This is a genomic window from Pseudomonas sp. Y5-11, assembly GCF_022368695.1.
Taxonomy (GTDB): domain Bacteria; phylum Pseudomonadota; class Gammaproteobacteria; order Pseudomonadales; family Pseudomonadaceae; genus Aquipseudomonas; species Aquipseudomonas parakoreensis.
Genome location: NZ_CP058974.1, coordinates 1,405,913 through 1,430,583, shown reverse-complemented (window position 1 = coordinate 1,430,583; position 24,671 = coordinate 1,405,913). Strand labels below are relative to the sequence as shown.

The window sequence follows — 24,671 nt, the reverse complement described above, 5'->3', positions numbered from 1 at the left end:
GTCTATACAGGCGAAAGGCTGAAATGCTCAAAGATTTGTAGTAAAACTACACGCCGCCGGAACAACCTGTCGGCAATCCAAGAATTTTAAATCGTCTGCCCACAAGGCCAGTCGCAAACTCAGGCAACCGATTCTGGAAGCCTTTCCGCCCTGGAGCAAGCCATGCAAGACCTCGATCCCGTCGAAACCCAGGAATGGCTGGACGCCCTGGAATCGGTTCTCGACAAAGAAGGCGAAGACCGTGCTCACTATCTGATGACCCGTATGGGTGAACTGGCGACCCGCAGCGGTTCGCAGCTCCCTTACGCCATCACCACGCCTTACCGCAACACCATCCCGGTAACCCACGAAGCACGCATGCCTGGCGACCTGTTCATGGAACGCCGCATTCGCTCGCTGGTGCGCTGGAACGCGATGGCCATGGTAATGCGTACGAACCTGAAAGATTCTGACCTGGGTGGTCACATCTCCAGCTTCGCTTCCAGCGCGACCCTGTATGACATCGGCTTCAACTACTTCTTCCAGGCCCCGACCGACGAACACGGCGGCGACCTGATCTACTTCCAGGGCCACACCTCGCCAGGCGTTTACGCCCGTGCATTCATGGAAGGCCGCATCACCGAAGACCAGATGAACAACTTCCGCCAGGAAGTCGACGGTCAGGGCCTGTCGTCCTATCCGCACCCTTGGCTGATGCCTGACTTCTGGCAGTTCCCGACCGTATCCATGGGTCTGGGTCCGATCCAGGCGATCTACCAGGCACGCTTCATGAAGTACCTGGAGCACCGCGGTTTCATCCAGCCGGGCAAACAGAAAGTCTGGTGCTTCCTGGGCGACGGCGAGTGCGACGAGCCGGAATCCCTGGGCGCGATCTCCCTGGCCGGCCGCGAGAAGCTGGACAACCTGATCTTCGTCATCAACTGCAACCTGCAGCGCCTCGACGGCCCGGTTCGCGGCAACGGCAAGATCATCCAGGAACTCGAAGGCGTGTTCCGCGGTGCACAGTGGAACGTGACCAAAGTCATCTGGGGCCGTTTCTGGGACCCACTGCTGGCCAAGGACGTCGACGGCATCCTGCAACGTCGCATGGACGAAGTCATCGACGGCGAGTACCAGAACTACAAAGCCAAAGACGGCGCGTTCGTTCGCGAGCATTTCTTCAACACGCCTGAACTCAAGGCGATGGTTGCCGACCTGTCCGACGACGAGATCTGGAAACTCAACCGTGGCGGCCACGACCCGTACAAGGTCTACGCGGCGTACCACGAAGCGGTCAACCACAAAGAACAACCTACCGTCATCCTGGCCAAGACCATCAAGGGTTATGGCACCGGTGCCGGCGAAGCGAAAAACACCGCGCACAACACCAAGAAAGTCGACGTCGACAGCCTGAAGCTGTTCCGCGACCGCTTCGACATCCCGGTCAAGGACGAAGAGCTGGAGAACCTGCCGTTCTTCAAGCCAGAGCCAAACAGCGCCGAAGCCCGCTACCTGAGCGAGCGCCGTGCTGCACTGGGCGGTTTCGTACCGCAGCGCCGCGCGCAGAGCTTCAGCGTACCGACCCCGGACCTGGACACCCTGAAAGCCATCCTCGACGGCTCGGGCGACCGTGAAATTTCCACCACCATGGCCTTCGTGCGGATCCTCGCGCAACTGGTCAAGGACAAGGAAATCGGCCCGCGCATCGTGCCGATCATCCCGGACGAAGCCCGTACCTTCGGTATGGAAGGCATGTTCCGTCAGCTGGGCATCTACTCCTCTGTCGGCCAGCTCTACGAGCCAGTCGATAAAGACCAGGTAATGTTCTACAAGGAAGACCAGAAAGGTCAGATCCTTGAAGAAGGCATCAACGAAGCAGGCGCCATGAGTTCCTTCATCGCCGCCGGTACTTCGTACTCCAGCCACAACCAGCCGATGCTGCCGTTCTACATCTTCTACTCGATGTTCGGCTTCCAGCGTATCGGTGACCTGGCCTGGGCCGCTGGCGACAGCCGCACCCGTGGCTTCCTGATCGGCGGCACCGCCGGCCGTACCACCCTGAACGGTGAAGGCCTGCAACACGAAGACGGTCACAGCCACCTGCTGGCCGCGACCATCCCGAACTGCCGCACCTACGATCCGACCTACGGCTACGAGCTGGCGGTGATCATTCAGGACGGCATGAAGAAGATGACCGAAGAGCAGCAGGACATCTTCTATTACATCACCGTGATGAACGAGTCGTACCAGCAGCCAGCCATGCCGGCCGGTGCCGAAGAAGGCATCAAGAAAGGCATGTACCTGCTCGAAGAAGACACCCGCGATGCAGCGCACCACGTGCAACTGATGGGCTCCGGCACCATCCTGCGTGAAGTGCGTGAAGCGGCGAAGATCCTGCGTGAAGAGTTCAACATCGGCGCTGACGTATGGAGCGTCACCAGCTTCAACGAACTGCGTCGCGACGGCCTGGCCGTAGAGCGCAGCAACCGTCTCAAGCCTGGCCAGAAGCCCAAGCAGAGCTACGTTGAAGAGTGCCTGAGCGGCCGTAAAGGTCCGGTCATTGCCTCTACCGACTACATGAAGCTGTTCGCCGAGCAGATCCGTCAGTGGGTACCGTCCAAGGAATTCAAAGTCCTGGGCACCGACGGTTTCGGCCGCAGCGACAGCCGCAAGAAACTGCGTCATTTCTTCGAAGTCGACCGTCATTTCGTGGTGTTGGCAGCCCTGGAAGCACTGGCTGACCGTGGTGATATCGAACCTAAAGTCGTGGCCGAGGCCATCGTCAAGTTCGGCATCGACCCGGAAAAACGCAACCCACTGGACTGCTGAGGAGACATTTTGTGAGCGAACTCATTCGCGTACCTGACATCGGCAGCGGTGAAGGTGAAGTAATTGAACTGTTTGTGAAGGTCGGCGACCGTATCGAAGCCGACCAGAGCATCCTGACCCTGGAATCGGACAAGGCCAGCATGGAAGTGCCGGCCCCGAAAGCCGGCGTCATCAAGAGCCTGAAAGTGAAGCTGGGCGACCGCCTGAAAGAAGGCGACGAACTGCTCGAGCTGGAAGTCGAGGGCGCCGCGCAAGCGGCTCCTGCGCCTGCCGCTGCACCGGCCAAAGCCGAAGAAAAACCGGCTGCTGCCGCTCCTGCTGCTGCCGCGCCAGCCGCTGCCCCGGCTGCCGCTTCGGTGCAGCAAGTGCACGTGCCGGACATCGGTTCGTCGGGCAAGGCCCAGATCATCGAGATCCAGGTCAAGGTCGGCGACACCGTCGAGGCTGATCAGTCGCTGATCACCCTGGAATCCGACAAGGCCAGCATGGAAATCCCGTCGCCTGCCGCAGGCGTGGTCAAGGCCATCAGCGTCAAGCTCAACGACGAAGTCGGCACTGGCGACCTGATTCTGGATCTGGAAGTGGCGGGCGCTGCGGCCCCGGCTGCGGCCGCTCCGGCTCAGGCTGCTGCTCCGGCACCCGCCGCTGCGCCTGCTCCGGCTGCCGCTCCAGCCGCCCCGGTCGCCGACAGCGTTCAGGACATCCACGTACCGGACATCGGTTCGGCCGGCAAGGCCAAGATCATCGAAGTGCTGGTCAAGGCTGGCGACAGCGTTGAAGCCGACCAGTCGCTGATCACCCTCGAATCCGACAAGGCGAGCATGGAAATCCCGTCGCCTGCCGCGGGCGTGGTGGAAAGCGTTTCGATCAAGCTGGACGACGAAGTCGGCACCGGCGATCTGATCCTCAAGCTGAAAGTCAAAGGTGCGGCCCCGGCTGCGGCCCCGGCTCCAGCTGCCGCTGCGCCAAGCGCTCCGGCACCTGCCGCTGCTGCTCCGGCTGCCGCTGCCCCGGCTGCTGCCGCTCCGGTTGCTGCGCCGGCCAAGCCTGGCGCGAAAGTTCACGCCGGCCCTGCCGTGCGTCAACTGGCCCGTGAGTTCGGCGTCGAGCTGAGCGCCGTTGGCGCCAGCGGTCCGCACGGTCGCATCCTGAAAGAAGACGTGCAGGTTTACGTCAAGGCGATGATGCAGAAGGCCAAGGAAGCACCGGCCGCTGCTGCTGGCGCAACCGGTGGCGCGGGCATCCCGCCGATTCCGGTCGTGGACTTCAGCCGCTTCGGCGAAATCGAAGAAGTGCCGATGACCCGTCTGATGCAGGTCGGCGCGGCCAACCTGCACCGCAGCTGGCTAAACGTGCCGCACGTGACGCAATTCGACTCGGCGGACATCACCGAGCTGGAAGCCTTCCGTGTTGCGCAGAAAGCCGTCGCGGAGAAGGCCGGCGTCAAGCTGACCATCCTGCCGCTGCTGCTCAAGACCTGCGCACACCTGCTCAAGGAGCTGCCGGACTTCAACAGTTCGCTGGCGCCAAGCGGCAAGGCGATCATTCGCAAGAAGTACGTCAACATCGGTTTCGCCGTCGACACCCCGGATGGCCTGCTGGTACCGGTCATCAAGAACGTCGACCAGAAGAGCCTGCTGCAACTGGCCGCAGAAGCTGCTTCGCTGGCTGAAAAAGCCCGGACCAAGAAGCTCTCTTCGGACGAGATGCAGGGCGCCTGCTTCACCATTTCCAGCCTCGGCCACATTGGCGGCACCGGCTTCACGCCGATCGTCAACGCGCCGGAAGTGGCGATCCTCGGTGTTTCCAAGGCAACCATCCAGCCAGTCTGGGACGGCAAAGCCTTCCAGCCGAAACTGATGCTGCCACTGTCGCTGTCCTACGATCACCGTGTGATCAACGGCGCTGCTGCTGCACGCTTCACCCAGCGTCTGGGCAGCCTGCTGGGCGACATCCGCACCATCCTGCTGTAAAGCGTTCGGCCCTCCGGCAACGGAGGGCCGACTGCGTTCCACGTTTTCGAGCGCCACACGCTCGTACCTCAACCCCGTCAGTTTGACGGGGCTTTTTTTGCACTGAAAAAAGTGCAGCGCCTCTTCCTACAAGTTCGGTTTACTTGAACTACGACTGCAGTCGAATTCGTCTCGATATTTTTCATCGACAGGCAACTAATCTCTGCCCTCGGATTAAATAACATTTTCCCTGCGTTATTTATAAAAAATGAAACTTACTCGAACGGACTCGAATATGTTCAAGCCAACTATTGGCCCGATTATCGGCCACACGACAACTCATCACGCGCGCATATTCATGCGCGCCGACAAGCAAGGCAATGCACCGGTATTTGCCGCCATTCGCTATCGGAAGTCTGGAACACAACAGTGGTCAGCTAGTACTTTCGCCGAACCCGATGCGCTGCGCGACATGACCGAAGTGTTCACCCTCAACAACTTGAGCAGTGACACCGAATATGAATACCAGACCGGCTGGTTCAGCCCGATGAATCCGGTCCATACCGTGGACAGTGTCGCCGAACTGCCGCTGCAGTGGCCGCGGGAAATCTACCGATTGCGCACCCGTTCCAGCAATGCCCTGCAGCCAAAGGCCTATATCGTCGGTTCTTGCCGCTATTTGCGCATGACGGCGGGGGTGCCGGTGCTGCCCCATCTGGGTGACCGGATCTTTGCCTCCATCAACCAATTGATCGAAGGTGCGCAGCCGCCGATCAGTGCCACCCTGATGACGGGTGATCAGGTTTATCTCGACGACCTTAATCTGTTCGCGCCTGATCGTGAATATAAGGACATCCTCAGCAAGTACCGTGCGGCCTTCTCTCAGCCGAATATTCAGCGTTTGATGTCCGGCACTTCGACTTATATGATCCTGGACGATCACGAAATCGAAGACAATTGGCCGGCGAATGCCGAACCATCAGATCAAGTGTTATATCGCAATGCAATGGCCGCCTATGAAATCTATCAAGTCAGTCACAGCCCGGCGCATGAACTTACAACTAACGAAAAGGTGAATCGGGCAAAACTCGAGCACTACTGGTATCAATTCAGTGACGCTGATATCGAATGGTTTGTGACCGACAGCCGCACCCGCCGCAACCTGTCAGCCGATGATCGCCGCATCCTCGATGAAGCGCAGGAACAGGCGCTGATCGAATGGCTGATCAATAGTCCGGCGCGGGTGAAATTCGTCGTGACCAGCGTAATGTTCTACCCGGATCGCCAACTGCTGGGCGACGACGCCTGGAAAGCTTTCCCGGAGCAGCGCCTGCGCCTGCTGGAAACCATCCGAACCCGACGCATCAAAAATGTCGTGTTTGTCTCGGGCGATGTGCATGGCTCGCTGACTTCGCGCCTGACCCACAGTGAAGACCCGGACTTCGAGGTCCATACCATCGTTTCCTCGCCGCTGTGCAACAGCAAGCTGCTGCCCTATGCCACGGCGTCGACGTTTATCCTCGATCGACCGCTGGCGCGCACGTCGACGGGTGATTATCAGCATGAGTTGACCAGCCCGGTCATCAGCGAAGACAACTTCGCCCATGTAGTCGTCGAGACTGATCAAATTCTGGTCAATTACCATGATCGTGATGGTAAGAAGCTGCAATCGATCAGCCTGAAATTACGCTGATATCTTGAAAGATCGCAGCCTTCGGCAGTTCCTACATTGGCATGCATCCACTGCAGGAGCTGCCGCAGGCTGCGATCTTTTGCTCTTTTCAACCACCTACTGGAGAAATGCTCTGAGCGGCCGACACATTCTTATAGCACTTGGCCTTCATCTCTCTTGTCAGTCGGTGCCGCAATGATGCAACCTTGCCGCAGGCAACAGTAAAGAGGGCGCGAGCCCGGCGCGTTCAGCATATTTCCAAGCGAGTTCCTTCATGAAGAGCCAACCCGATGCCGCCAGCCGTATGGCGGCCGAGGTAGTGACGCAGTTGCCTGTGCCCTCGCGGCTCGGCATGCTGCGTTTCGAGCGCTTGAATGAAGCCAGTTGGGCAATGCTGTTTCTCGACCCCAACTGCGAACGCCAGTTCGGCCAGCCGGCCGTCGAATTGTGTGCCCTGGTCGGCTCGCCCTACGCCAGCCTGATGGAGCCTGAAGCGCGCTATCAACTGCACGACACCATTCAGCAACAACTGCGCGGCAGCCCGCATTATCTGGTGCGCTACACCTTGCACACCGCCGCTGGCGTGTTGAGCATCCTCGAGCTGGGCGAAGCCTATAAGCAGCACAATCGGCACTTGCTGCGCGGTTATCTACTGGCGGTCGATGATGTCTTCGACGAAGCGCCAGCGCTGCCCTCGGTCGACCTCGAAACCCAGAACTCGCGCCTGCAGATCGCCCTTGAACTCAACCAGCGCGCCCAGCAGGAACAACTGCAACACCTTGATCGGGTGCGCGCCCAGCAGGACCTGATTCTGCTGCTCGCCCGCCAACGCTACAGCAGCCACAACTCGCTGCAGGAAGCCGCCGAACTGATCACCCGCTGCGCCTGCGATATCTATGAAATCGACTGCGCCAGCCTGTGGAACCTCGAAGGCAATCTGTTGGTGCCGATTTCCGCGTATCACCGCGCAACGCAGGAATACCTCCTGCCGGAGGTGATCGACATCAGCGGCTTTCCCGACTACATGGAAGCGCTGCACGGCAGCCGCGCCATCGACGCGCATAATGCGATGCGCGACCCGCGCACCCGCGAGATGGCTGAGGCCCTGCGCCCGCGCGACGTCAACGCCATGCTCGACGCCAGCATTCGCGTCGACGGCCAGGTGGTCGGCGTGCTCTGTCTGGAGCAGACCGGCGTGACCCGCGCCTGGCAGTCCGATGAAATCGCCTTTGCCGGTGAGCTGGCGGATCAATTCGCCCAGGTCATCAACAACCACAACCGCCGCACCGCCACCAGCGCCCTGCACCTGTTCCAGCGCGCAGTGGAGCAAAGCGCCAACGCCTTTCTGCTGGTCAATTGCGACGGTGTGGTCGAGTACGTCAACCCGAGCTTCACCGCGATCACCCAGTACACCACCGAGGAAGTCCACGGCCAGCGCCTGTCGGAGCTGCCAGCCCTGGAAAACCTCAGCGAGCTGCTGTTCGACGCGCCCTCGGCGCTGGCCAAGAGCAACAGCTGGCAGGGCGAATTCAAAAGCCGGCGCAAGAACCTCGAACCGTACTGGGGCCAGTTGTCGATCTCCAAGGTGTATGGCGACAACCGTGAGCTGACGCACTACATCGGCATCTACGAAGACATCACTCAGACCAAACTGGCGCAGCAGCGCATCGAGCGTCTGGCGTACACCGACAACCTGACCAACCTCGGCAACCGCCCGGCATTTATCCGCAATCTGGACGAGCGCTTTGCCCGCGATAGCGATACGCCGATCAGCCTGCTGCTGGTGGACATCGACAACTTCAAGCGGATCAACGACAGCCTCGGTCACCAGACCGGCGACAAGCTGCTGATCAGCCTGGCCCGGCGTCTGCGCAACAGCCTCAGCCCGAGCGGCAGCCTCGCGCGGTTTGCCAGTAACGAGTTCGCCGTACTGCTCGACGACACGGATCTCGCCACCGGCCAGCAGATCGCCAACCAGTTGCTGGCGACCCTCGACAAACCGATGTTCGTCGACAACCAGTTGATCAGCGTCACCGGCTCCGTGGGCCTGGCCTGCGCGCCGCTGCACGGACGCGACCCGCAAACCCTGATGCGCAACGCCGGCCTCGCTTTGCACAAAGCCAAGGCCAACGGCAAACACCAGGTGCAAGTCTTCACCGAAGCGCTGAATGCCGAGGCCAGCTACAAGCTGTTCGTCGAGAACAACCTGCGCCGCGCCCTGACCCAGAACGAGCTGGACGTGTTCTACCAGCCCAAGCTATGCCTGCGCAGCGGTCGCCTGCTGGGCATGGAAGCACTGCTGCGCTGGAACCATCCGGAGCGCGGGATGATCCGCCCGGATCAGTTCATCAGCGTGGCCGAAGAAACCGGCCTGATCATTCCGATCGGCAAGTGGATTGCCCGCCAGGCCTGCCGCATGAGCAAAGCGCTGACCGCCGCGGGCATGGGCAATCTGCAAGTGGCGATCAACCTGTCACCCAAGCAGTTCTCCGATCCCGATCTGGTCGCGTCCATCGCCAACATCCTCAAGGAAGAAGCGCTGCCGGCCAGTCTGCTCGAACTGGAGCTGACCGAAGGTTTGCTGCTGGAAGCCACCGAAGATACGCACTTGCAGCTCGATCAGCTCAAGCGCCTGGGCCTGACTCTGGCCATGGACGACTTCGGTACCGGTTACTCGTCGCTCAGTTACCTGAAGAAATTCCCGATCGACATCATCAAGATCGATCGCAGCTTCATCCACGAAATCCCCGACAACCAGGACGACATGGAAATCACCTCCGCGGTGATCGCCATGGCGCACAACCTGAAGCTCAAGGTCGTGGCCGAAGGCATCGAGACCGCCGAGCAGCTGGCGTTCCTGCGTCGCCACCGGTGCGACGTCGGCCAGGGCTACCTGTTCGACCGGCCGATCCCCGGCGGCGAGCTGATTCAGGCGCTCAAGCGCTACCCGCGCGGCCCGCTCTGCCTGTAGCCCCTGTAGGAGCTGCCGAAGGCTGCGATCTTTTGATCTTGTTTTCAAAAAGCAAAATCAAAAGATCGCAGCCTTCGGCAGCTCCTACATTGGGTAGTGATTAAACGGGCATCATTCGGCACACTGGCGGTCTGATTTTTTACATCCCATCCTGACTGAGAGGAACGATCATGGTTCTGCGCTCGGAAATTCTGGTGAACAAAAACGTGCTACCGACCAAAGACCAAGCTCTACCCGGCCGCGAAACCGCGATGACCCTGCCTGAAAAGCATTTCGTCTTCGAAGAAACCCCGTTGCTCGGCCCGTTTTTCCAGGACGTCGACTTCGCGATCTTCGGTCTGGGTTGCTTCTGGGGCGCGGAGCGCCGTTTCTGGCAGCGCGAAGGCGTGGTCAGCACCGTGGTCGGTTACGCCGGCGGCTACACGCCGAACCCGACTTACGAAGAAGTCTGCTCGGGCCTGACCGGCCACGCCGAAGTGGTGCTGGTGGTGTATGACAAGGCCAAAGTCAGCTATGAAGAGCTGCTGGCGATGTTCTGGGAACTGCACAACCCGACTCAGGGCATGCGTCAGGGCAATGACATCGGCACTCAATACCGCTCGGTGATCTACGCGACCTCGCCAGAGCAACTGGACGCGGCGCTGAAGAGCAAAGCGGTGTATCAGGCTGAACTGTCGAAGGCAGGCCTGGGCGAAATCAGCACCGAAATCGAACAGGCGCCGACCGTGTATTTCGCCGAGGCCTATCACCAGCAATACCTGGCGAAAAACCCTGAAGGTTATTGCGGGATCGGCGGCACCGGCGTGTGCATGCCACCGAGCCTGGCGGGTAACTAAACCCCAAAGCATCGCGGGCAAGCCCGCTCCCACAGGTTTAGCGCCGACTTCAAAATGGCGCAGTACTTTGTGGGAGCGGGCTTGCCCGCGAAGGCGTCCGTTCAGACACCGCTAAAACAGTTGATCAGCTCTCGGCAATCAACCAATCCATCTGCCATCCACCCTGAGTCTGCCCAAGCTTCTTCGACAACCACGGCAGCAACTCACGCAATTCTTCCTCCAGCCCCCACGGCGGATTGGCAATCGCCATCCCGGAGCCGTTCAGGCTGTTCGGCGTATCCAGCGGATGCACCAGCAATTCCACGCGCAGCAACTTCGGCGCGCCGGTACCGGCCAGATCCTGATAGAAACGGCGCAACGCACGCTGATCCTTCACCGGGTACCAGATCGCCGCGACGGTCTGGCGCATGCGGCCAATCGCCTCTTTCAGCGACGCCGCACACTTTTGCATCTCGTCGAGCTGTTCGAACGGCGGATCGATCAGCATCACCGCACGTTTCTCCTGCACCGGCAGCATCGCCCGCGCCACATGCCAGCCCTCGCCCAGATGCACCTTGACCCGACGATCGCCGGCCATGTTCTCCTTGAGCTGCACGCCGTCTTGCGGGTGTTTTTCGTTGAGCATCACCCGATCCTGCGGCCGGGTCAGACGCCGCGCCAGCTCCGGTGACCCCGGGTAGTAGCGCAACTGGCCATCCGGGTTCATCTCGTGCAGCACCTTCATGTAGTCGGCGGTCAGTGCCGGCAGATCCGGCTGATCCCATAAGCGCGCGATGCCTTCCAGGTACTCGCCGGTACGGTTGGCCTGATCGCCCTGCAAGTCATACAGACCGATACCGGCGTGCGTATCGAGATAGGCAAACGGCTGCTCCTTGCGCGACATCAGGGCGATGAGGCGGGTCAAAGTCAGGTGTTTGAACACATCGGCGTGATTGCCGGCATGGAAGGCGTGACGATAATTCATGGCTGCTCCTGCGAGGGCTGTGAAGTTTACCTTTTACCGGGCGGCAAGTCAGGGGTTGGGGGCTGAGCGGCCCTCTTACACCTTAAGATCCGGCCCAATACCTGTGGCGAGGGGATTCATCCCCGATGGGCTGCGCAGCAGCCCCCTATTCCGTCACATGTTTTATTTGATGCTCCGCGATGACAGGTCTTGGGGCCGCTTCGCTGCCCATCGGGGATGAATCCCCTCGCCACAGTTCAGGTACCTCGACAACCCATCGAAAGCTTTATCAAAACCCAGGACGCGAACATCGCTGATCCTTGGACTTCGCCCGGAAATTTCATTCTGCTTCGTCCTGCAAATGGTCCAATAACGCCGATTGCGACGTTTCTTCCGACGCAGAAACATGGAAAAACCGCCTGACCTTGCAACGTAAAACCGGCTCGGGAAAGGCCTCGAACAAGGCAGGATGCTCCTCGCTCAGCCACTGCACAGCATTGCCGATACGAATGTCATCAGCTGTTGCGGCCAAGACCGATCCCGTTACTTTCCACCAAGGAAACACTCGCCCCGAAACCTGCGCCCTGCCCCCGATCTCCACGGCCTGTCCATTGATCAAGCCGCGCGAAATCACCGGCATCAACTGCGCAGATTGCACTTCGTCGGACTGCAGGATCGGCAACACAAAACGCCCATCCCAGAAGCGAAAAAACACCGCTGCGCCGTCCGGCATCAGCACTTGAGTCAGGCTGCGAAAGTGCTCAACTACCACCTCCAGGCTCGCCGAGGACACCGCCAACCACCCCCAGTCGCGAGACTCGGTAGAGGCCACCCAATCGAGAAACGCACTGTCCGCCGCGACAACTCCTACAAAGGGCATTACCGCGTCCCACTCGGCGTAGATCGTGTCCGCCCAGATCGGGTGGAGTCCGACCAGCGGAGGCCTGGCGTCGCTGGCATTACTGAAAATCGCGAACAGTTGCTCCGCAGGTTTCAGCGGCTCACGCGCCAGCCACGCTGAAGGCGTCAGGCACTCAGGCTGCACAAACACCGTCCTTGCAGCGCTCGCACTCTTCGCAGAATGGCGCATCACCTTTAAAGCTCATGATTTGTGCGGCGGTGAGCATGGCCGCCGGTGCCGCTGCAAGTTTCGCTGGCAACCCCGGCACACCGGGTGCCGCGCTCATCGCCGCCATCGGCGCGCCACCGACCTGAATCGGCACGCTACTGAAGATCCCGCCAGGCCCGATGTTGATCCACTGCCCGCCGGCCTGAATCGAGGCGCTCGCGCCGCCGTCGATCACCACTTGTTGCCCGGCACTGACGTGGATTTGTGCGCTGGCGCTAGTGGCCTGGTTGCTCACCCGAATATGCCGATCGCCGACCACCGTCAGGTGATCGTCCTGCTTCACTTCGGTCTGGCGCTGGCCGTGGGTGATGCGTTGTTCGTCGGCCTTCAACTCATGTTTGGCGGTGCCCGTGACGACGATGCTGCGCTGGTTGTCGACCTGCACCTGCTGGTCGTGCAGTACATGCTGGGTCCAGTTGCGCTGGGCACGCAGGTAGATTTCTTCGGCGCCCTTTTTGTCGTCGATGCGCAGTTCGTTGTAACCACCGCCACCGGGGCTGCTATGGCTGCGGAAGATGCTGCGGGCCTTGTCCGCCGGGAGGTCCAGCGGCACCGGGGTCGCGGCATTCGGCAGGCACCCCATCACCAACGGTTTGTCGGCGTCGGCGTCGATGAAACCGACCAGCACTTCCATGCCGACTCGCGGGATCAACACGCTGCCGTATTGGTCATGTGCCCAACCGGTTGCCACACGCAGCCAGCAACTGGAATGCTCATTCAGCTCGCCGTCGCGGTCCCAGGCCAGTTGCACCTTGACCCGACCGTACTCGTCGCAGTGAATTTCCGCGTCATGCGGCCCGGTGACGACGGCAGGTTGATAGCCAAGCATCCGGGGCTTTTCCGGGCCGAGGGCTGGGCGGAAGAACACGTCCCACGGGGTAGCAAGAAAGGTATTACGGTAACCCTGGAATGTTTCCCCATCGCTGGTGACCGATTCCTCCAGCACTTGCGGCTGTCGCCCACGGTGTTCGATGGCGGTGAGCAGCCACAGGTCATTCCAGTCCCGGCGCGGGTGTTCGGTCAGTTGCAGGAAATGTCCGCACACCAGTGCAGAGACGTCGCTGATGCCTTCGGCCTGACGGTAATCGGCGACATGTCGCTCAAGCGTGCGCTGCGCCAAGTGCTTGCCGGTCTCCCGGTCGTTGAACTGACCGGGAAAGTGATAATCCTCCAGTGCCGGGCGCTGATCGCTGTCGCTGTGGCTTTGCAGTTGCAAGTGCGGCTTCTCAAAGTTGTAGTCGCGCCGGGTGACCACGCTGGTGCGGGTTTCGACCCGGACATTGAAACGCTGGATGGCGGGCGCACCAGCCGACATGCCGCTCCCCGGCAAATACAGCGTCGGCTCGGCCAGGCGCGGGAACACCGTTTGATCGTCGCCGAACACCAACAGATGCCCTTCAAGACTGTGCTGAAAGTGGTAATGAATGCCGACCTCGGCACACAGGCGCTGAATGAACGCCAGATCGCTCTCGGCGTACTGCACACAATATTCGCGCACCGGGTAATCACTGCCGAGACGAAACTCGAAGGCGTCGCGCAGGATCGCGTGGTCCTTGAGGATCCGCGCCACGATCTGCGGCACCGTCTGATGCTGAAAAATCCGCTGGTTGATGCGATGCCCGAGGTACGTCAGACGCGGTACCAGGCTCAGGTGATAGCGCGTCAGACGTTTCCCGGAATCACCCTGCCCGACTCGATAAATCTGACCATGGACACCGGAACCTTCTGCATCGAAGCTCAGAAACGCCTGACGGTGCAGCAGGCTCTCGAGGTCCAGATCGGGCCGTTCACTGACCAGTTCCAGCTCGAAACGAAAAGGTTGGCTGATGGCTTCCTTGCCCGTGAACTCAAGGACTTTGAGATCAAATTGGGCGCCTTCAAGGGTCAACGTGAAACGCGGTTGATTGGCAGGCGCGAACATCCGATGTGTCTCTGCAGATTGAGGGCGGGCGATTCTGCATGAGGGGCAGGGGATGTTGGGTGGGTGACGGGAAAATCAGACTTGCCCTACTTTTTCTGGCGAAAAAGCCTTCGGATATTGGCGCGATCGACTACAGACATATCCCCCAAAACCACCACTGGACCTGTGGGAGCTGGCTTGCCAGCGATGAGGCCGGCACATCCAACTTATTCGCTCACTGACACACCGCCATCGCTGGCAAGCCAGCTCCCACAGGGTTCTCCAAGTTCTTAAGAAATCACGGGCATAAAAAAACAGCCCGCCTCCTTGTAGGAAACGGGCCGTTTTTCTGTGAGCCGCAGCTCAGTGCATCACTTGTTCAGGTGGAAATCTTTTTCCGCCGCTTCGAAGCGCTGCACCATGCCTTTGGTTGGCTCGCCCATTTTGCTGACGATGTAGATCGCCAGGCTGGCGAAGATGAAGCCCGGGATGATTTCGTACAGGCCCATCACCTCGAAATGCTTCCACACCACCACGGTGATGGCGCCGACCAGGATGCCGGCCAGTGCGCCATTGCGGGTCATGTCTTTCCAGATCACCGAGATCAGCACCACTGGACCGAACGCGGCACCGAAACCGGCCCAGGCGTAGGACACCAGGCCCAGTACGCGGTTTTCCGGGTTGGCGGCCATGGCGATAGCGATCAGTGCCACCAGCAACACCATCGCGCGGCCGACCCAGACCAGTTCAACCTGGGAGGCGGATTTGCGCAGGAAAGTTTTGTAGAAGTCTTCAGTCAGGGCGCTCGAGCACACCAGCAGCTGGCAGCTCAGGGTGCTCATGACCGCGGCGAGAATCGCCGACAGCAGGACACCGGCGACCCACGGGTTGAAGAGGATTTTCGCCAGTTCGATGAACACCCGTTCGTGGTTCTCGGTCACCGGACCGGCCACTTCCGGGTGCGCCGAGAAGTAAGCGATGCCGAAAAAGCCCACGGCGACGGTGCCGCCCAGGCACAGGATCATCCAGGTCATGGAGATGCGACGGGCGTTGGCAATCGATTTCACCGAGTCAGCGGCCATGAAACGCGCGAGGATGTGCGGCTGACCGAAGTAACCCAGACCCCAGCCCATCAGCGAGATGATGCCGATGAAGGTGGTGCCCTTGAGCATGTCGAAGTTGCTTGGGTCCTGGGCTTCGATGGCGAGGAACGTGGTATCGACGCCGCCGGTGGCCAGCAACACGATGATCGGCGTCAGCAGCAGGGCAAAGATCATCAGCGTGGCTTGCACGGTGTCAGTCCAGCTCACCGCAAGGAAACCGCCGATAAAGGTGTAGGCAATTGTCGCCGCAGCACCGGCCCACAGCGCCGTCTCGTAGGACATGCCGAAGGTGCTTTCGAACAGACGGGCGCCAGCCACGATGCCGGACGCGCAGTAGATGGTGAAGAACACCAGAATCACCACCGCCGAGATAATCCGCAGCAGGCCGCTGTTGTCTTCGAAACGGCTGGCAAAGTAGTCCGGCAGGGTCAGCGCATCACCGTTGTGCTCGGTTTGCACACGCAGACGGCCGGCGACGAACAGCCAGTTCAGGTAGGCGCCGATGATCAGACCGATGGCGATCCAGCTCTCGGACAGGCCGGACATGTAGATGGCGCCCGGCAAGCCCATCAACAACCAGCCGCTCATGTCGGAAGCACCGGCGGACAATGCCGTCACCACGCTGCCGAGGCTGCGACCGCCAAGAATGTAGTCAGAAAGGTTGTTGGTGGAGCGATAGGCCATGAGGCCGATCAGTACCATTGCTGCGATGTAGATCACGAACGTGATCAGTGTTGGATTGCTTACGCTCATTAAGTACGCCCTGGCTTTGTTTTTATGTAGCAGCAGTGATCAATCGTACGCAAACGACGACGTTTGGCAGACGAATCGGGACCCCGCGCATTTAGGACTGATGTTTCCCCAGGAAAGCCACCAGCCGATACACCGGATACTTCCGGTTGCACCTTGGGCGCGAATGCTATGCAACAAAGTAAAAAAGGTGCAACCAGTTTCTGGCGATTAAGTTGCACCTAGTCGGATATACCGATAAATACGCCGTTTTTGCTCCTTTTTAGCGCAGTCACGGCGCTCCGCTAGAAGTAAAAGCACCAAGCAGGAGCGGCACTTCAGTACCAGAAAATAATTCCTGACGAAGCGTTTATTTTTCCGACAAAAAAAGGGTTGCACCCGGTTGCACCTCTTTCGGCGCACGGCTAATCTTGCCGCCAGCTGATGCCACGCAACTGTGGCAACCATGAGGATAAAAATATGGCTACCACCACCCTTGGGGTCAAACTCGATGACCCGACCCGCGAGCGCCTGAAGGCTGCCGCGACCTCGATTGATCGCACACCGCACTGGCTGATCAAGCAGGCAATTTTCAATTACCTGGAAAAACTCGAGGGTGGTGCAACCCTGACCGAGCTGAACGGTTTGACCGCCAAGGACAGCGACGACGCTGGTGAAGTCCACACCGATCACGCGCACCAGTGCTTCCTCGAATTCGCTGAAAGCATCCTGCCGCAATCGGTACTGCGCGCTTCGATCACGGCCGCCTACCGTCGCCCTGAGCCGGAAGTGGTGCCGATGCTGATCGAGCAGGCGCGCCTGCCGGCTCCGATGGCCGAAGCCACCAACAAACTCGCCGCGACCATCGCGGAAAAACTGCGTAACCAGAAAAGTGCCGGTGGTCGTGCAGGCATTGTTCAGGGCCTGCTGCAGGAATTTTCCCTGTCGTCCCAGGAAGGCGTGGCGCTGATGTGCCTGGCCGAAGCGCTGCTGCGCATCCCGGACAAAGGCACTCGCGATGCACTGATCCGCGACAAGATCAGCACCGGCAACTGGCAGCCGCACCTGGGCAACAGCCCGTCGCTGTTCGTCAACGCCGCAACCTGGGGACTGCTGCTGACCGGCAAACTGGTGTCGACCCACAATGAAGCTGGCCTGACCTCGTCGCTGAGCCGGATCATCGGCAAGAGCGGCGAGCCGATGATCCGCAAGGGCGTCGACATGGCCATGCGTCTGATGGGTGAGCAGTTCGTCACCGGCGAAACCATCGCCGAAGCACTGGCCAACGCGAGCAAGTTCGAAGCCAAGGGCTTCCGTTATTCCTACGACATGCTCGGTGAGGCGGCCCTCACCGAACACGATGCGCAGAAGTACCTGGCGTCGTACGAACAAGCCATCCACTCGATCGGCAAAGCCTCCCACGGCCGTGGGATTTATGAAGGCCCGGGCATTTCCATCAAGCTCTCGGCCCTGCACCCGCGCTACAGCCGTGCGCAGTACGAGCGCGTGATGGACGAGCTGTACCCGCGCCTGCTGTCGCTGACCCTGTTGGCCAAGCAATACGACATCGGCCTGAACATCGACGCCGAGGAAGCCGACCGCCTGGAGCTGTCGCTGGATCTGCTCGAACGCCTGTGCTTCGAGCCGCAGCTGACTGGCTGGAATGGCATCGGTTTCGTGATTCAGGCGTACCAGAAGCGTTGCCCGTATGTGATCGACTACGTGATCGATCTGGCCCGCCGCAGCCGTCATCGCCTGATGATCCGCTTGGTGAAAGGTGCGTACTGGGACAGCGAGATCAAGCGCGCGCAGGTCGAAGGCCTGGAAGGCTATCCGGTCTACACCCGCAAGGTGTACACCGACGTTTCCTACATCGCCTGCGCACGCAAACTGCTGTCGGTGCCGGAAGTCATCTACCCGCAGTTCGCCACGCACAACGCCCACACCCTGTCGGCGATTTACCACATTGCCGGTCAGAACTATTACCCCGGCCAGTACGAATTCCAGTGCCTGCACGGCATGGGCGAACCGCTCTACGAGCAGGTTGTCGGCAAAGTGTCCGAAGGCAAGCTGAACCGTCCGTGCCGCGTGTACGCACCGGTTGGTACTCACGAAACCCTGTTGGCGTACCTCGTGCGTCGTCTGCTGGAAAACGGCGCCAACACCTCGTTCGTCAACCGCATCGCCGACCAGTCGATTTCGATTCAGGAACTGGTGGCCGATCCGGTGGCGCAGATCGAGCAGATGGCGACTGTGGAAGGTGGTTTCGGCCTGCCGCACCCGCGCATTCCGCTGCCGCGTGACCTGTACGGCGCCGAGCGCGCCAACTCCGCCGGCATCGACATGGCCAACGAACATCGTCTGGCCTCGCTGTCCTGCGCCCTGCTCGCCACTGCGCACAACAACTGGAAAGCCGCGCCGATGCTCGGTTGCGCTTCCAGCAACGAAGCTCCAGCGCCAGTGCTGAACCCGGCGGATCACCGTGATGTGGTCGGTCACGTGCAGGAAGCTACCGTCGAAGACGTCGACAACGCGATCCAGTGCGCGCTGAATGCTGCGCCCATCTGGCAGGCCACCCCGCCAGCCGAGCGTGCAGCAATTCTGGAACGCGCCGCTGACCTGATGGAGGGCGAGATCCAGCCACTGATGGGCCTGCTGGCCCGTGAAGCCGGCAAGACCTTCGCCAACGCCATTGCCGAAGTGCGTGAAGCGGTCGATTTCCTGCGTTACTACGCGGTGCAGGCGCGCAACGATTTCAGCAATGACGCCCACCGCCCACTGGGCCCGGTGGTGTGCATCAGCCCGTGGAACTTCCCGCTGGCCATCTTCAGCGGTCAGGTCGCTGCCGCACTGGCCGCCGGCAACCCGGTACTGGCCAAACCGGCTGAACAGACGCCACTGGTTGCCGCGCAAGCCGTGCGTTTGCTGCTCGAAGCCGGGATTCCCGAAGGCGTGCTGCAACTGCTGCCGGGTCGCGGTGAAACCGTCGGTGCCGGTCTGGTCGGTGATGAGCGCGTCAAAGGCGTGATGTTCACCGGTTCCACCGAAGTCGCGCACCTGCTGCAGCGCAACATCGCCGGTCGTCTCGACAGCCAGGGCCGTCCGATTCCGCTGATCGCCGAAACCGGCGGGCAGAACGCGATGATCGTCGATTCTTCGGCACTGACCGAACAAGTGGTGATCGACGTGGTGTCCTCGGCCTTCGACAGCGCCGGTCAGCGTTGCTCGGCCCTGCGCGTGCTGTGCCTGCAGGAAGATTCCGCCGACCGCGTCATCGAAATGCTCAAAGGCGCGATGGCTGAAAGCCGTCTCGGCAACCCTGAGCGCCTGTCCGTGGACATTGGCCCGGTGATTGACGCCGAAGCCAAGGCCGGTATCGACAAGCACATCCAGGCCATGCGCGACAAAGGTCGCAGCGTGTATCAGGTGGCTATCGCCGACAGTGAAGAAGTCAAACGCGGCACCTTCGTCATGCCGACCCTGATCGAGCTGGAAAGCTTCGACGAACTGCAGCGCGAGATCTTCGGCCCGGTGCTGCACGTAGTGCGCTACAAGCGCAAGGACATCGACCAGTTGATCGGCCAGATCAATGCCTCCGGTTATGGCCTGACCCTCGGCGTACACACCCGCATCGACGAGACCATCGCCAAGGTGATCGACAACGTCAACGCCGGTAACGTCTACGTCAACCGCAACATCGTCGGTGCCGTGGTCGGCGTGCAGCCGTTTGGCGGCGAAGGCCTGTCGGGGACTGGCCCGAAAGCCGGTGGTCCGCTGTACCTCTACCGTCTGCTGTCGACCCGTCCTACGGACGCCATCGAACAGTCCTTCGCTCGCGGTGATGCACTCGTCGCCCCGGACGTGCGTCTGCGTGAAGCCATGAGCAAACCGCTGAACGCTTTCAAGGCCTGGGCCGAGAGCAACCAATACGCCGAACTGAGCACCCTGTGCGTGCAATACGCCGCGCAGTCGCAAAGCGGTATCACCCGCGTGCTGGCCGGCCCGACCGGCGAGAAAAACAGCTACGCGATCCTGCCGCGTGAACACGTCCTGTGCCTGGCGGACGTCGAAGGCGATCTGCTGACCCAACTGGCGGCGGTATTGGCGGTCGGCGGTTCGGCGGTATGGCCGGAATCCGACATCAGCAAGGCCTTGTTCGCACGCCTGCCGAAGGACGTTCAGGCGCGGATCAAACGGGTTGCCGACTGGCACAAGGACGAAGTGGTGTTTGATGCGGTTCTGCATCACGGTCATTCCGACCAGTTGCGTGGCGTGTGCCAGCAGATTGCCAAGCGGGCCGGTGCGATTGTCGGGGTTCAGGGCCTGTCCCAGGGCGAGACCAACATCGCGCTGGAGCGCCTGGTGATCGAGCGCGCGTTGAGCGTCAACACGGCGGCGGCGGGGGGTAATGCGAGCCTGATGACTATCGGTTAAAAACCGTTAAGCCGGGTACTGCACAGGTGCCCGGTTCAGCAGAAAAAACTGTGGGAGCTGGCTTGCCAGCGATAGCGATGTGTCAGCCACCATTAATGGTGATTGCTCCGCCGCCATCGCTGGCAAGCCAGCTCCCACAGTTGTTTTGGGGTGTTTGCAAAGTTGTTGCGGGGCTCCAACATCACGCCCATCAATCATCCTGTTCAGCCTTTATCAGCACGCCTAGACTCGGCCCAACCCCAATGTTCAGGTAGGCCGCCATGTCCGAGACGCTGCTCAGTTCCCGCAATCTGGCTTTCGAGCTGTACGAAGTCCTCGATGCCGAAGGCCTGACCCGGCGTGAGCGCTTTGCCGAGCACAACCGTGAAACGTTCGATGCGGCCCTTGGCACGGCGCGCAACATCGCCGAGAAATACTTCGCACCGCACAACCGCAAGGGCGACGAGCACGAGCCGCGCTACGAAAATGGTCAGGCGGTTCTGATCCCGGAAGTGAAACCGGCGGTGGACGCATTCCTCGAGGCGGGTTTCCTCAACGCCGCGCGCAGCTTCGAAGCCGGCGGCATGCAACTGCCGACGCTGCTGTCGCAAGCCTGCTTTGCGCACTTTCAAGCGGCGAACGCGGCGACCACTTCCTACCCGTTCCTGACCATGGGCGCGGCCAATCTGATCGAGAGCTTCGGCAGCGACGAGCAGAAACAGCGCTTCCTGCAACCGATGATCGACGGCCGCTTCTTCGGCACCATGGCCCTGACCGAACCGCACGCCGGCTCGTCGCTGTCGGATATTCGTACCCGCGCCGAGCCGGCGTCTGACGGCACTTATCGCCTGAAGGGCAACAAGATCTTCATTTCCGGCGGCGATCACCCGCTGTCGGAAAACATCGTGCACATGGTCCTGGCCAAGCTGCCGGACGCGCCGCCGGGGGTGAAGGGCATTTCGCTGCTCATCGTGCCGAAGTTTCTGGTCAATGATGACGGCAGCCTCGGCGCGCGCAACGATGTGCTGCTGGCCGGGCTGTTCCACAAGATGGGCTGGCGCGGCACCACCTCGACGGCACTGAACTTCGGCGATAACGGCCAGTGCGTCGGCTATCTGGTAGGCAAGCCGCACCATGGCCTGAGCTACATGTTCCAGATGATGAACGAGGCGCGGATCGGCGTCGGCATGGGCGCGGTGATGCTCGGTTACGCCGGCTACCTGTATTCGCTGGAATACGCCCGCGAACGCCCGCAAGGCCGGGTGCCGGACAGCAAGGATCCAACCACCGCGCCAGTGGCGATCATTCAGCACGCCGATGTCAGACGCATGCTGTTGACCCAAAAGTCCTACGTCGAAGGGGCGTTTGATCTTGGCCTGTACGCGGCGCGACTGTTCGATGACACCACAACGCTGGAGACCGAAGCCGAGCGCAAACAGGCCCATGAGTTGCTGGATCTGCTGACGCCGATCGTCAAATCCTGGCCGTCGGAGTTCTGTCTGAAGGCTAACGAACTGGCGATCCAGATTCTCGGCGGCCACGGTTATACCCGCGAATACCCGGTTGAGCAGTATTACCGCGACAACCGCCTGAACCCGATCCACGAAGGCACCCACGGCATTCAGTCGCTGGACTTGCTCGGGCGCAAACTGGCGCAGAACGGCGGCGCCGGATTGAAGCAACTGATCCGCCTGATCGCCAACACCGCCGAGCGGGCGACCGCGTATGAATCGTTGACCGCACTGCGTGAGCCACTGGAGCAACTGGTGGCGCGCCTGCAAACAGTCACCATCGGTTTGCTCACCGATCTGGCGCAGGGCAAGGTCAACAGCAGCCTGGCGAATTCGGCGCTGTACTTGAAGGTATTCGGGCACACGGTGATTGGCTGGCGCTGGCTGGAACAGGCGATCCGCGCCGAGGAAGGTCTGGCCAAAGGCAATGCGGCAGATGCTGACTTCTATCAGGGCAAGCTGCAGGCGGCGCGCTTTTTCCTGACGTGGGAAGTGCCGGGCTGTCACCATGAGCTGACGTTGCTGGAGGCGCGGGATGATACGTGTCTGGCGATGCAGGATGGGTGGTTTTGATCCGGATTTTTTGTCGCTGCTGATGCCGTCTTCGCGGGCAAGCCCGCTCCCACAGGGTCATGTGGCGTTCACATATTAAGTGACCTGTCACAAGACCTGTGGGAGCGGGCTTGCCCGCGAAGAGGCCCGAACTGACAACACATCAGCTCAACTTGAACCCACCCATCTGCCTTGCCAGATCATCCGCCAACCGCTGCAACATCTGACAATCCTCACGACACGCCCGCACCTCGCCCGCCGTGGCCCGGGCCAGATCGGAAATCCCCTGCACGTTGCGATTGATCTCTTCAGTCACCGCCGACTGCTCTTCCGTCGCGGTCGCCACTTGATGGTTCATGTCGCTGATGCGCTCGACCTGCCCGGTAATCGCGGTCAGGGAGGCGCCGGTACGCTGGCTCGACTCAACCCCGGTGCCGGTCGCCGCCTGCCCGGTACGCATCGATGACACCGCATTTTCCGCGCCTTGCTTGAGGCTGCCGATCATCTGCTGGATCTCGTCGGTAGACGCCTGAGTCCTGCGCGCCAAGGTGCGCACTTCATCGGCCACCACGGCAAACCCACGGCCCATGTCCCCGGCCCGCGCGGCTTCGATGGCAGCGTTGAGCGCCAGCAGGTTGGTTTGCTCGGACACCCCGCGAATCACCGCCAGCACCGAATCGATCGACGCCACCTGATGCGCCAGTTCACCCACCGCGCCCGCCGCCACGCCAATCTCATCGGACATGCTTTCGATATGACGAATCGAACCGCCAACCACCTCCCGTGCCTGCAGCGCTTCATCCCGGGCGGTTTGTGAGGCGAGTGCGGCGTTGCCGGCGTTCTGCGCGATTTCCTGCACGGTCAGGCCCATCTCGTGCACCGCCGTGGCAACCATGTCGGTCATTTCCTGCTGGCGCCCGGAACGTTCGGCGGTGTTTTCCACCACCTTCGCCACTTGGCCGACCGCCGTGCGCAAGCGTTCGCTGGTGGTCAGGACTTCGCCGATCAGCCCGCGCTGACTGTCGAGGAAACGGTTGAAGCCCCGAGCCAGATCGCCCAGCTCATCGGCGCGGCTGGAATCTAACCGATGGGTCAAATCTCCACCGCCGCTACCGATCGCTACCAGCGCGGCTGTTACCTGACGAATCGGTCGCACCAGCCCTTGAGCCAGCCATACCACCAGCGCCAGGCACACCAGCGCCACCGCCAGACCGATACCGCCGCTCATCCACATCGCCTTGCGGGCTTCGGCGTAGATCTGCGCTTGCGGCACTTCGGCCACCAGCGTCCAGCCCAGATCGCGCAGCGGCAGGCTGAAGGCGAGGAAGTCTTCGCCATCGCGCTTGAACGAGCTGTTGGTGGCGGCTTTTTGACCCATGACCGCTTGCGCCGCCGACGCACCGATTTGCTCCGTGAGGGTGCGCTTGCCGCTGAACTGCGCCTCGGGATGGACCTGGATCAAACCGTCGGAACGCACGAGATAGACCTTGCCGCGCTCGCCAAAGCTGAAGTTGTGGATCAGCTCCGACAGCTCTTTCATGCTCAAGCCCAGCCCGGCGACACCGACCACTTTGCCGGCCTGCTCGACCTTCAAGTCGATGAACAGCGCCAATTCTCCGGTGGCGCCATCGTTGTCGATGTTCAGGGTGCGCGGCTGGTTGCTGTCGAGAAAGGAATAGAACCAGGCATCGGCTGGTTTGGTCCGGCTGAGCGTGCGATCCAGGCCTTTTTCGGTGATGTAGTGATTGGAGTCGCTGCCGATGATTAACGCAGTGAAGGCTTTATGTTCGGCGCGGATGCCTTCCAGATACTGCGCGAAGGCCGCCGTTTTGCTGCCGTCTTCACCCGAGGCCAGCCAGTCGCGCACCATGCTGTTGCTGGCGATGTCTTTGGCGGCGGTCAGCGGCTGGACGAGGATGCGTTCGATGTCGTTGCGCGTCGCTTCGATGCTCGACGGCAGCGCTTGTTCGACCAGATAACTCTGGGCGAGGCGGTTGACCACCAGGGTATAAATGCCAACCACGATCAGGATGCTGACCAGCAGGGCGGTGCCCATGCTGAGAATCAGCTGCCATTGAATACTGCGTCGCCACAACTGCATGGAGCACCCCCCAAAGAATAAGTGGCCGAAACAATGCAACAGCCGTGCCGA

12 protein-coding genes are annotated in these 24,671 nt (G+C 60.8%); 7 read left to right on the top strand and 5 right to left on the bottom strand.

Annotation, left to right across the window (positions count from 1 at the left end):
• The first annotated feature begins 162 nt into the window (after window positions 1-162).
• From aceE to msrA, 5 genes are all read left to right on the top strand, one after another.
• Window positions 163-2,808, top strand: coding sequence for a pyruvate dehydrogenase (acetyl-transferring), homodimeric type (gene aceE, locus HXW87_RS06330; RefSeq protein WP_003220999.1), 2,646 nt, complete (start codon window positions 163-165; stop codon window positions 2,806-2,808).
• Between the two features lie 11 nt (window positions 2,809-2,819).
• Window positions 2,820-4,781 carry a dihydrolipoyllysine-residue acetyltransferase gene (aceF, locus tag HXW87_RS06325; protein ID WP_239778598.1) on the top strand — a complete coding sequence of 654 codons (1,962 nt, stop codon included), beginning with the start codon at window positions 2,820-2,822 and terminating at the stop codon, window positions 4,779-4,781.
• Window positions 4,782-5,055: 274 nt separating this feature from the next.
• Window positions 5,056-6,453 carry an alkaline phosphatase D family protein gene (locus HXW87_RS06320; RefSeq protein WP_239778597.1) on the top strand — a complete coding sequence of 466 codons (1,398 nt, stop codon included), beginning with the start codon at window positions 5,056-5,058 and terminating at the stop codon, window positions 6,451-6,453.
• 253 nt (window positions 6,454-6,706) lie between these two features.
• Entirely contained in the window at window positions 6,707-9,403 is a 2,697-nt protein-coding gene (locus HXW87_RS06315) for a GGDEF and EAL domain-containing protein (protein WP_121183348.1), read from the top strand.
• A 170-nt stretch (window positions 9,404-9,573) separates the two neighbouring features.
• A complete protein-coding gene (gene msrA / locus HXW87_RS06310) occupies window positions 9,574-10,239 on the top strand; it encodes a peptide-methionine (S)-S-oxide reductase MsrA (protein ID WP_047290930.1) in 666 nt (221 codons plus the stop codon).
• A 124-nt stretch (window positions 10,240-10,363) separates the two neighbouring features.
• Here msrA and rlmJ read toward each other — a convergent pair whose 3' ends face one another.
• The 4 genes from rlmJ to putP form a co-directional block, all read right to left on the bottom strand.
• Window positions 10,364-11,203: a 23S rRNA (adenine(2030)-N(6))-methyltransferase RlmJ gene (gene rlmJ / locus HXW87_RS06305; RefSeq protein ID WP_041065871.1), complete on the bottom strand. Its 840-nt coding sequence runs from the start codon at window positions 11,201-11,203 to the stop codon at window positions 10,364-10,366.
• Window positions 11,204-11,522: 319 nt separating this feature from the next.
• A complete protein-coding gene (locus HXW87_RS06300) occupies window positions 11,523-12,227 on the bottom strand; it encodes a DUF4123 domain-containing protein (RefSeq protein ID WP_239778596.1) in 705 nt (234 codons plus the stop codon).
• Window positions 12,217-14,232, bottom strand: coding sequence for a type VI secretion system tip protein VgrG (locus HXW87_RS06295; RefSeq protein ID WP_239778595.1), 2,016 nt, complete (start codon window positions 14,230-14,232; stop codon window positions 12,217-12,219). Before HXW87_RS06295 ends, HXW87_RS06300 begins: the two co-directional genes overlap by 11 nt.
• Window positions 14,233-14,582: 350 nt before the next feature.
• The gene (gene putP, locus HXW87_RS06290; RefSeq protein WP_121183342.1) at window positions 14,583-16,067 is read right to left on the bottom strand and encodes a sodium/proline symporter PutP; all 1,485 of its coding nucleotides are present in this window, start codon (window positions 16,065-16,067) and stop codon (window positions 14,583-14,585) included.
• 456 nt (window positions 16,068-16,523) lie between these two features.
• Here putP and putA point away from each other — a divergent pair, with 456 nt between their 5' ends.
• Both putA and HXW87_RS06280 read left to right on the top strand, forming a co-directional pair.
• Window positions 16,524-20,477: a trifunctional transcriptional regulator/proline dehydrogenase/L-glutamate gamma-semialdehyde dehydrogenase gene (putA, locus tag HXW87_RS06285; protein WP_239778594.1), complete on the top strand. Its 3,954-nt coding sequence runs from the start codon at window positions 16,524-16,526 to the stop codon at window positions 20,475-20,477.
• Between the two features lie 260 nt (window positions 20,478-20,737).
• The gene (locus tag HXW87_RS06280) at window positions 20,738-22,540 is read left to right on the top strand and encodes an acyl-CoA dehydrogenase (RefSeq protein WP_239778593.1); all 1,803 of its coding nucleotides are present in this window, start codon (window positions 20,738-20,740) and stop codon (window positions 22,538-22,540) included.
• A gap of 142 nt (window positions 22,541-22,682) precedes the next feature.
• Here the strand turns inward: HXW87_RS06280 and HXW87_RS06275 are convergent, their stop codons facing one another.
• Window positions 22,683-24,620, bottom strand: a complete 1,938-nt coding sequence (locus tag HXW87_RS06275) for a methyl-accepting chemotaxis protein (protein ID WP_239778592.1) — start codon at window positions 24,618-24,620, stop codon at window positions 22,683-22,685.
• Window positions 24,621-24,671: the final 51 nt, after the last annotated feature.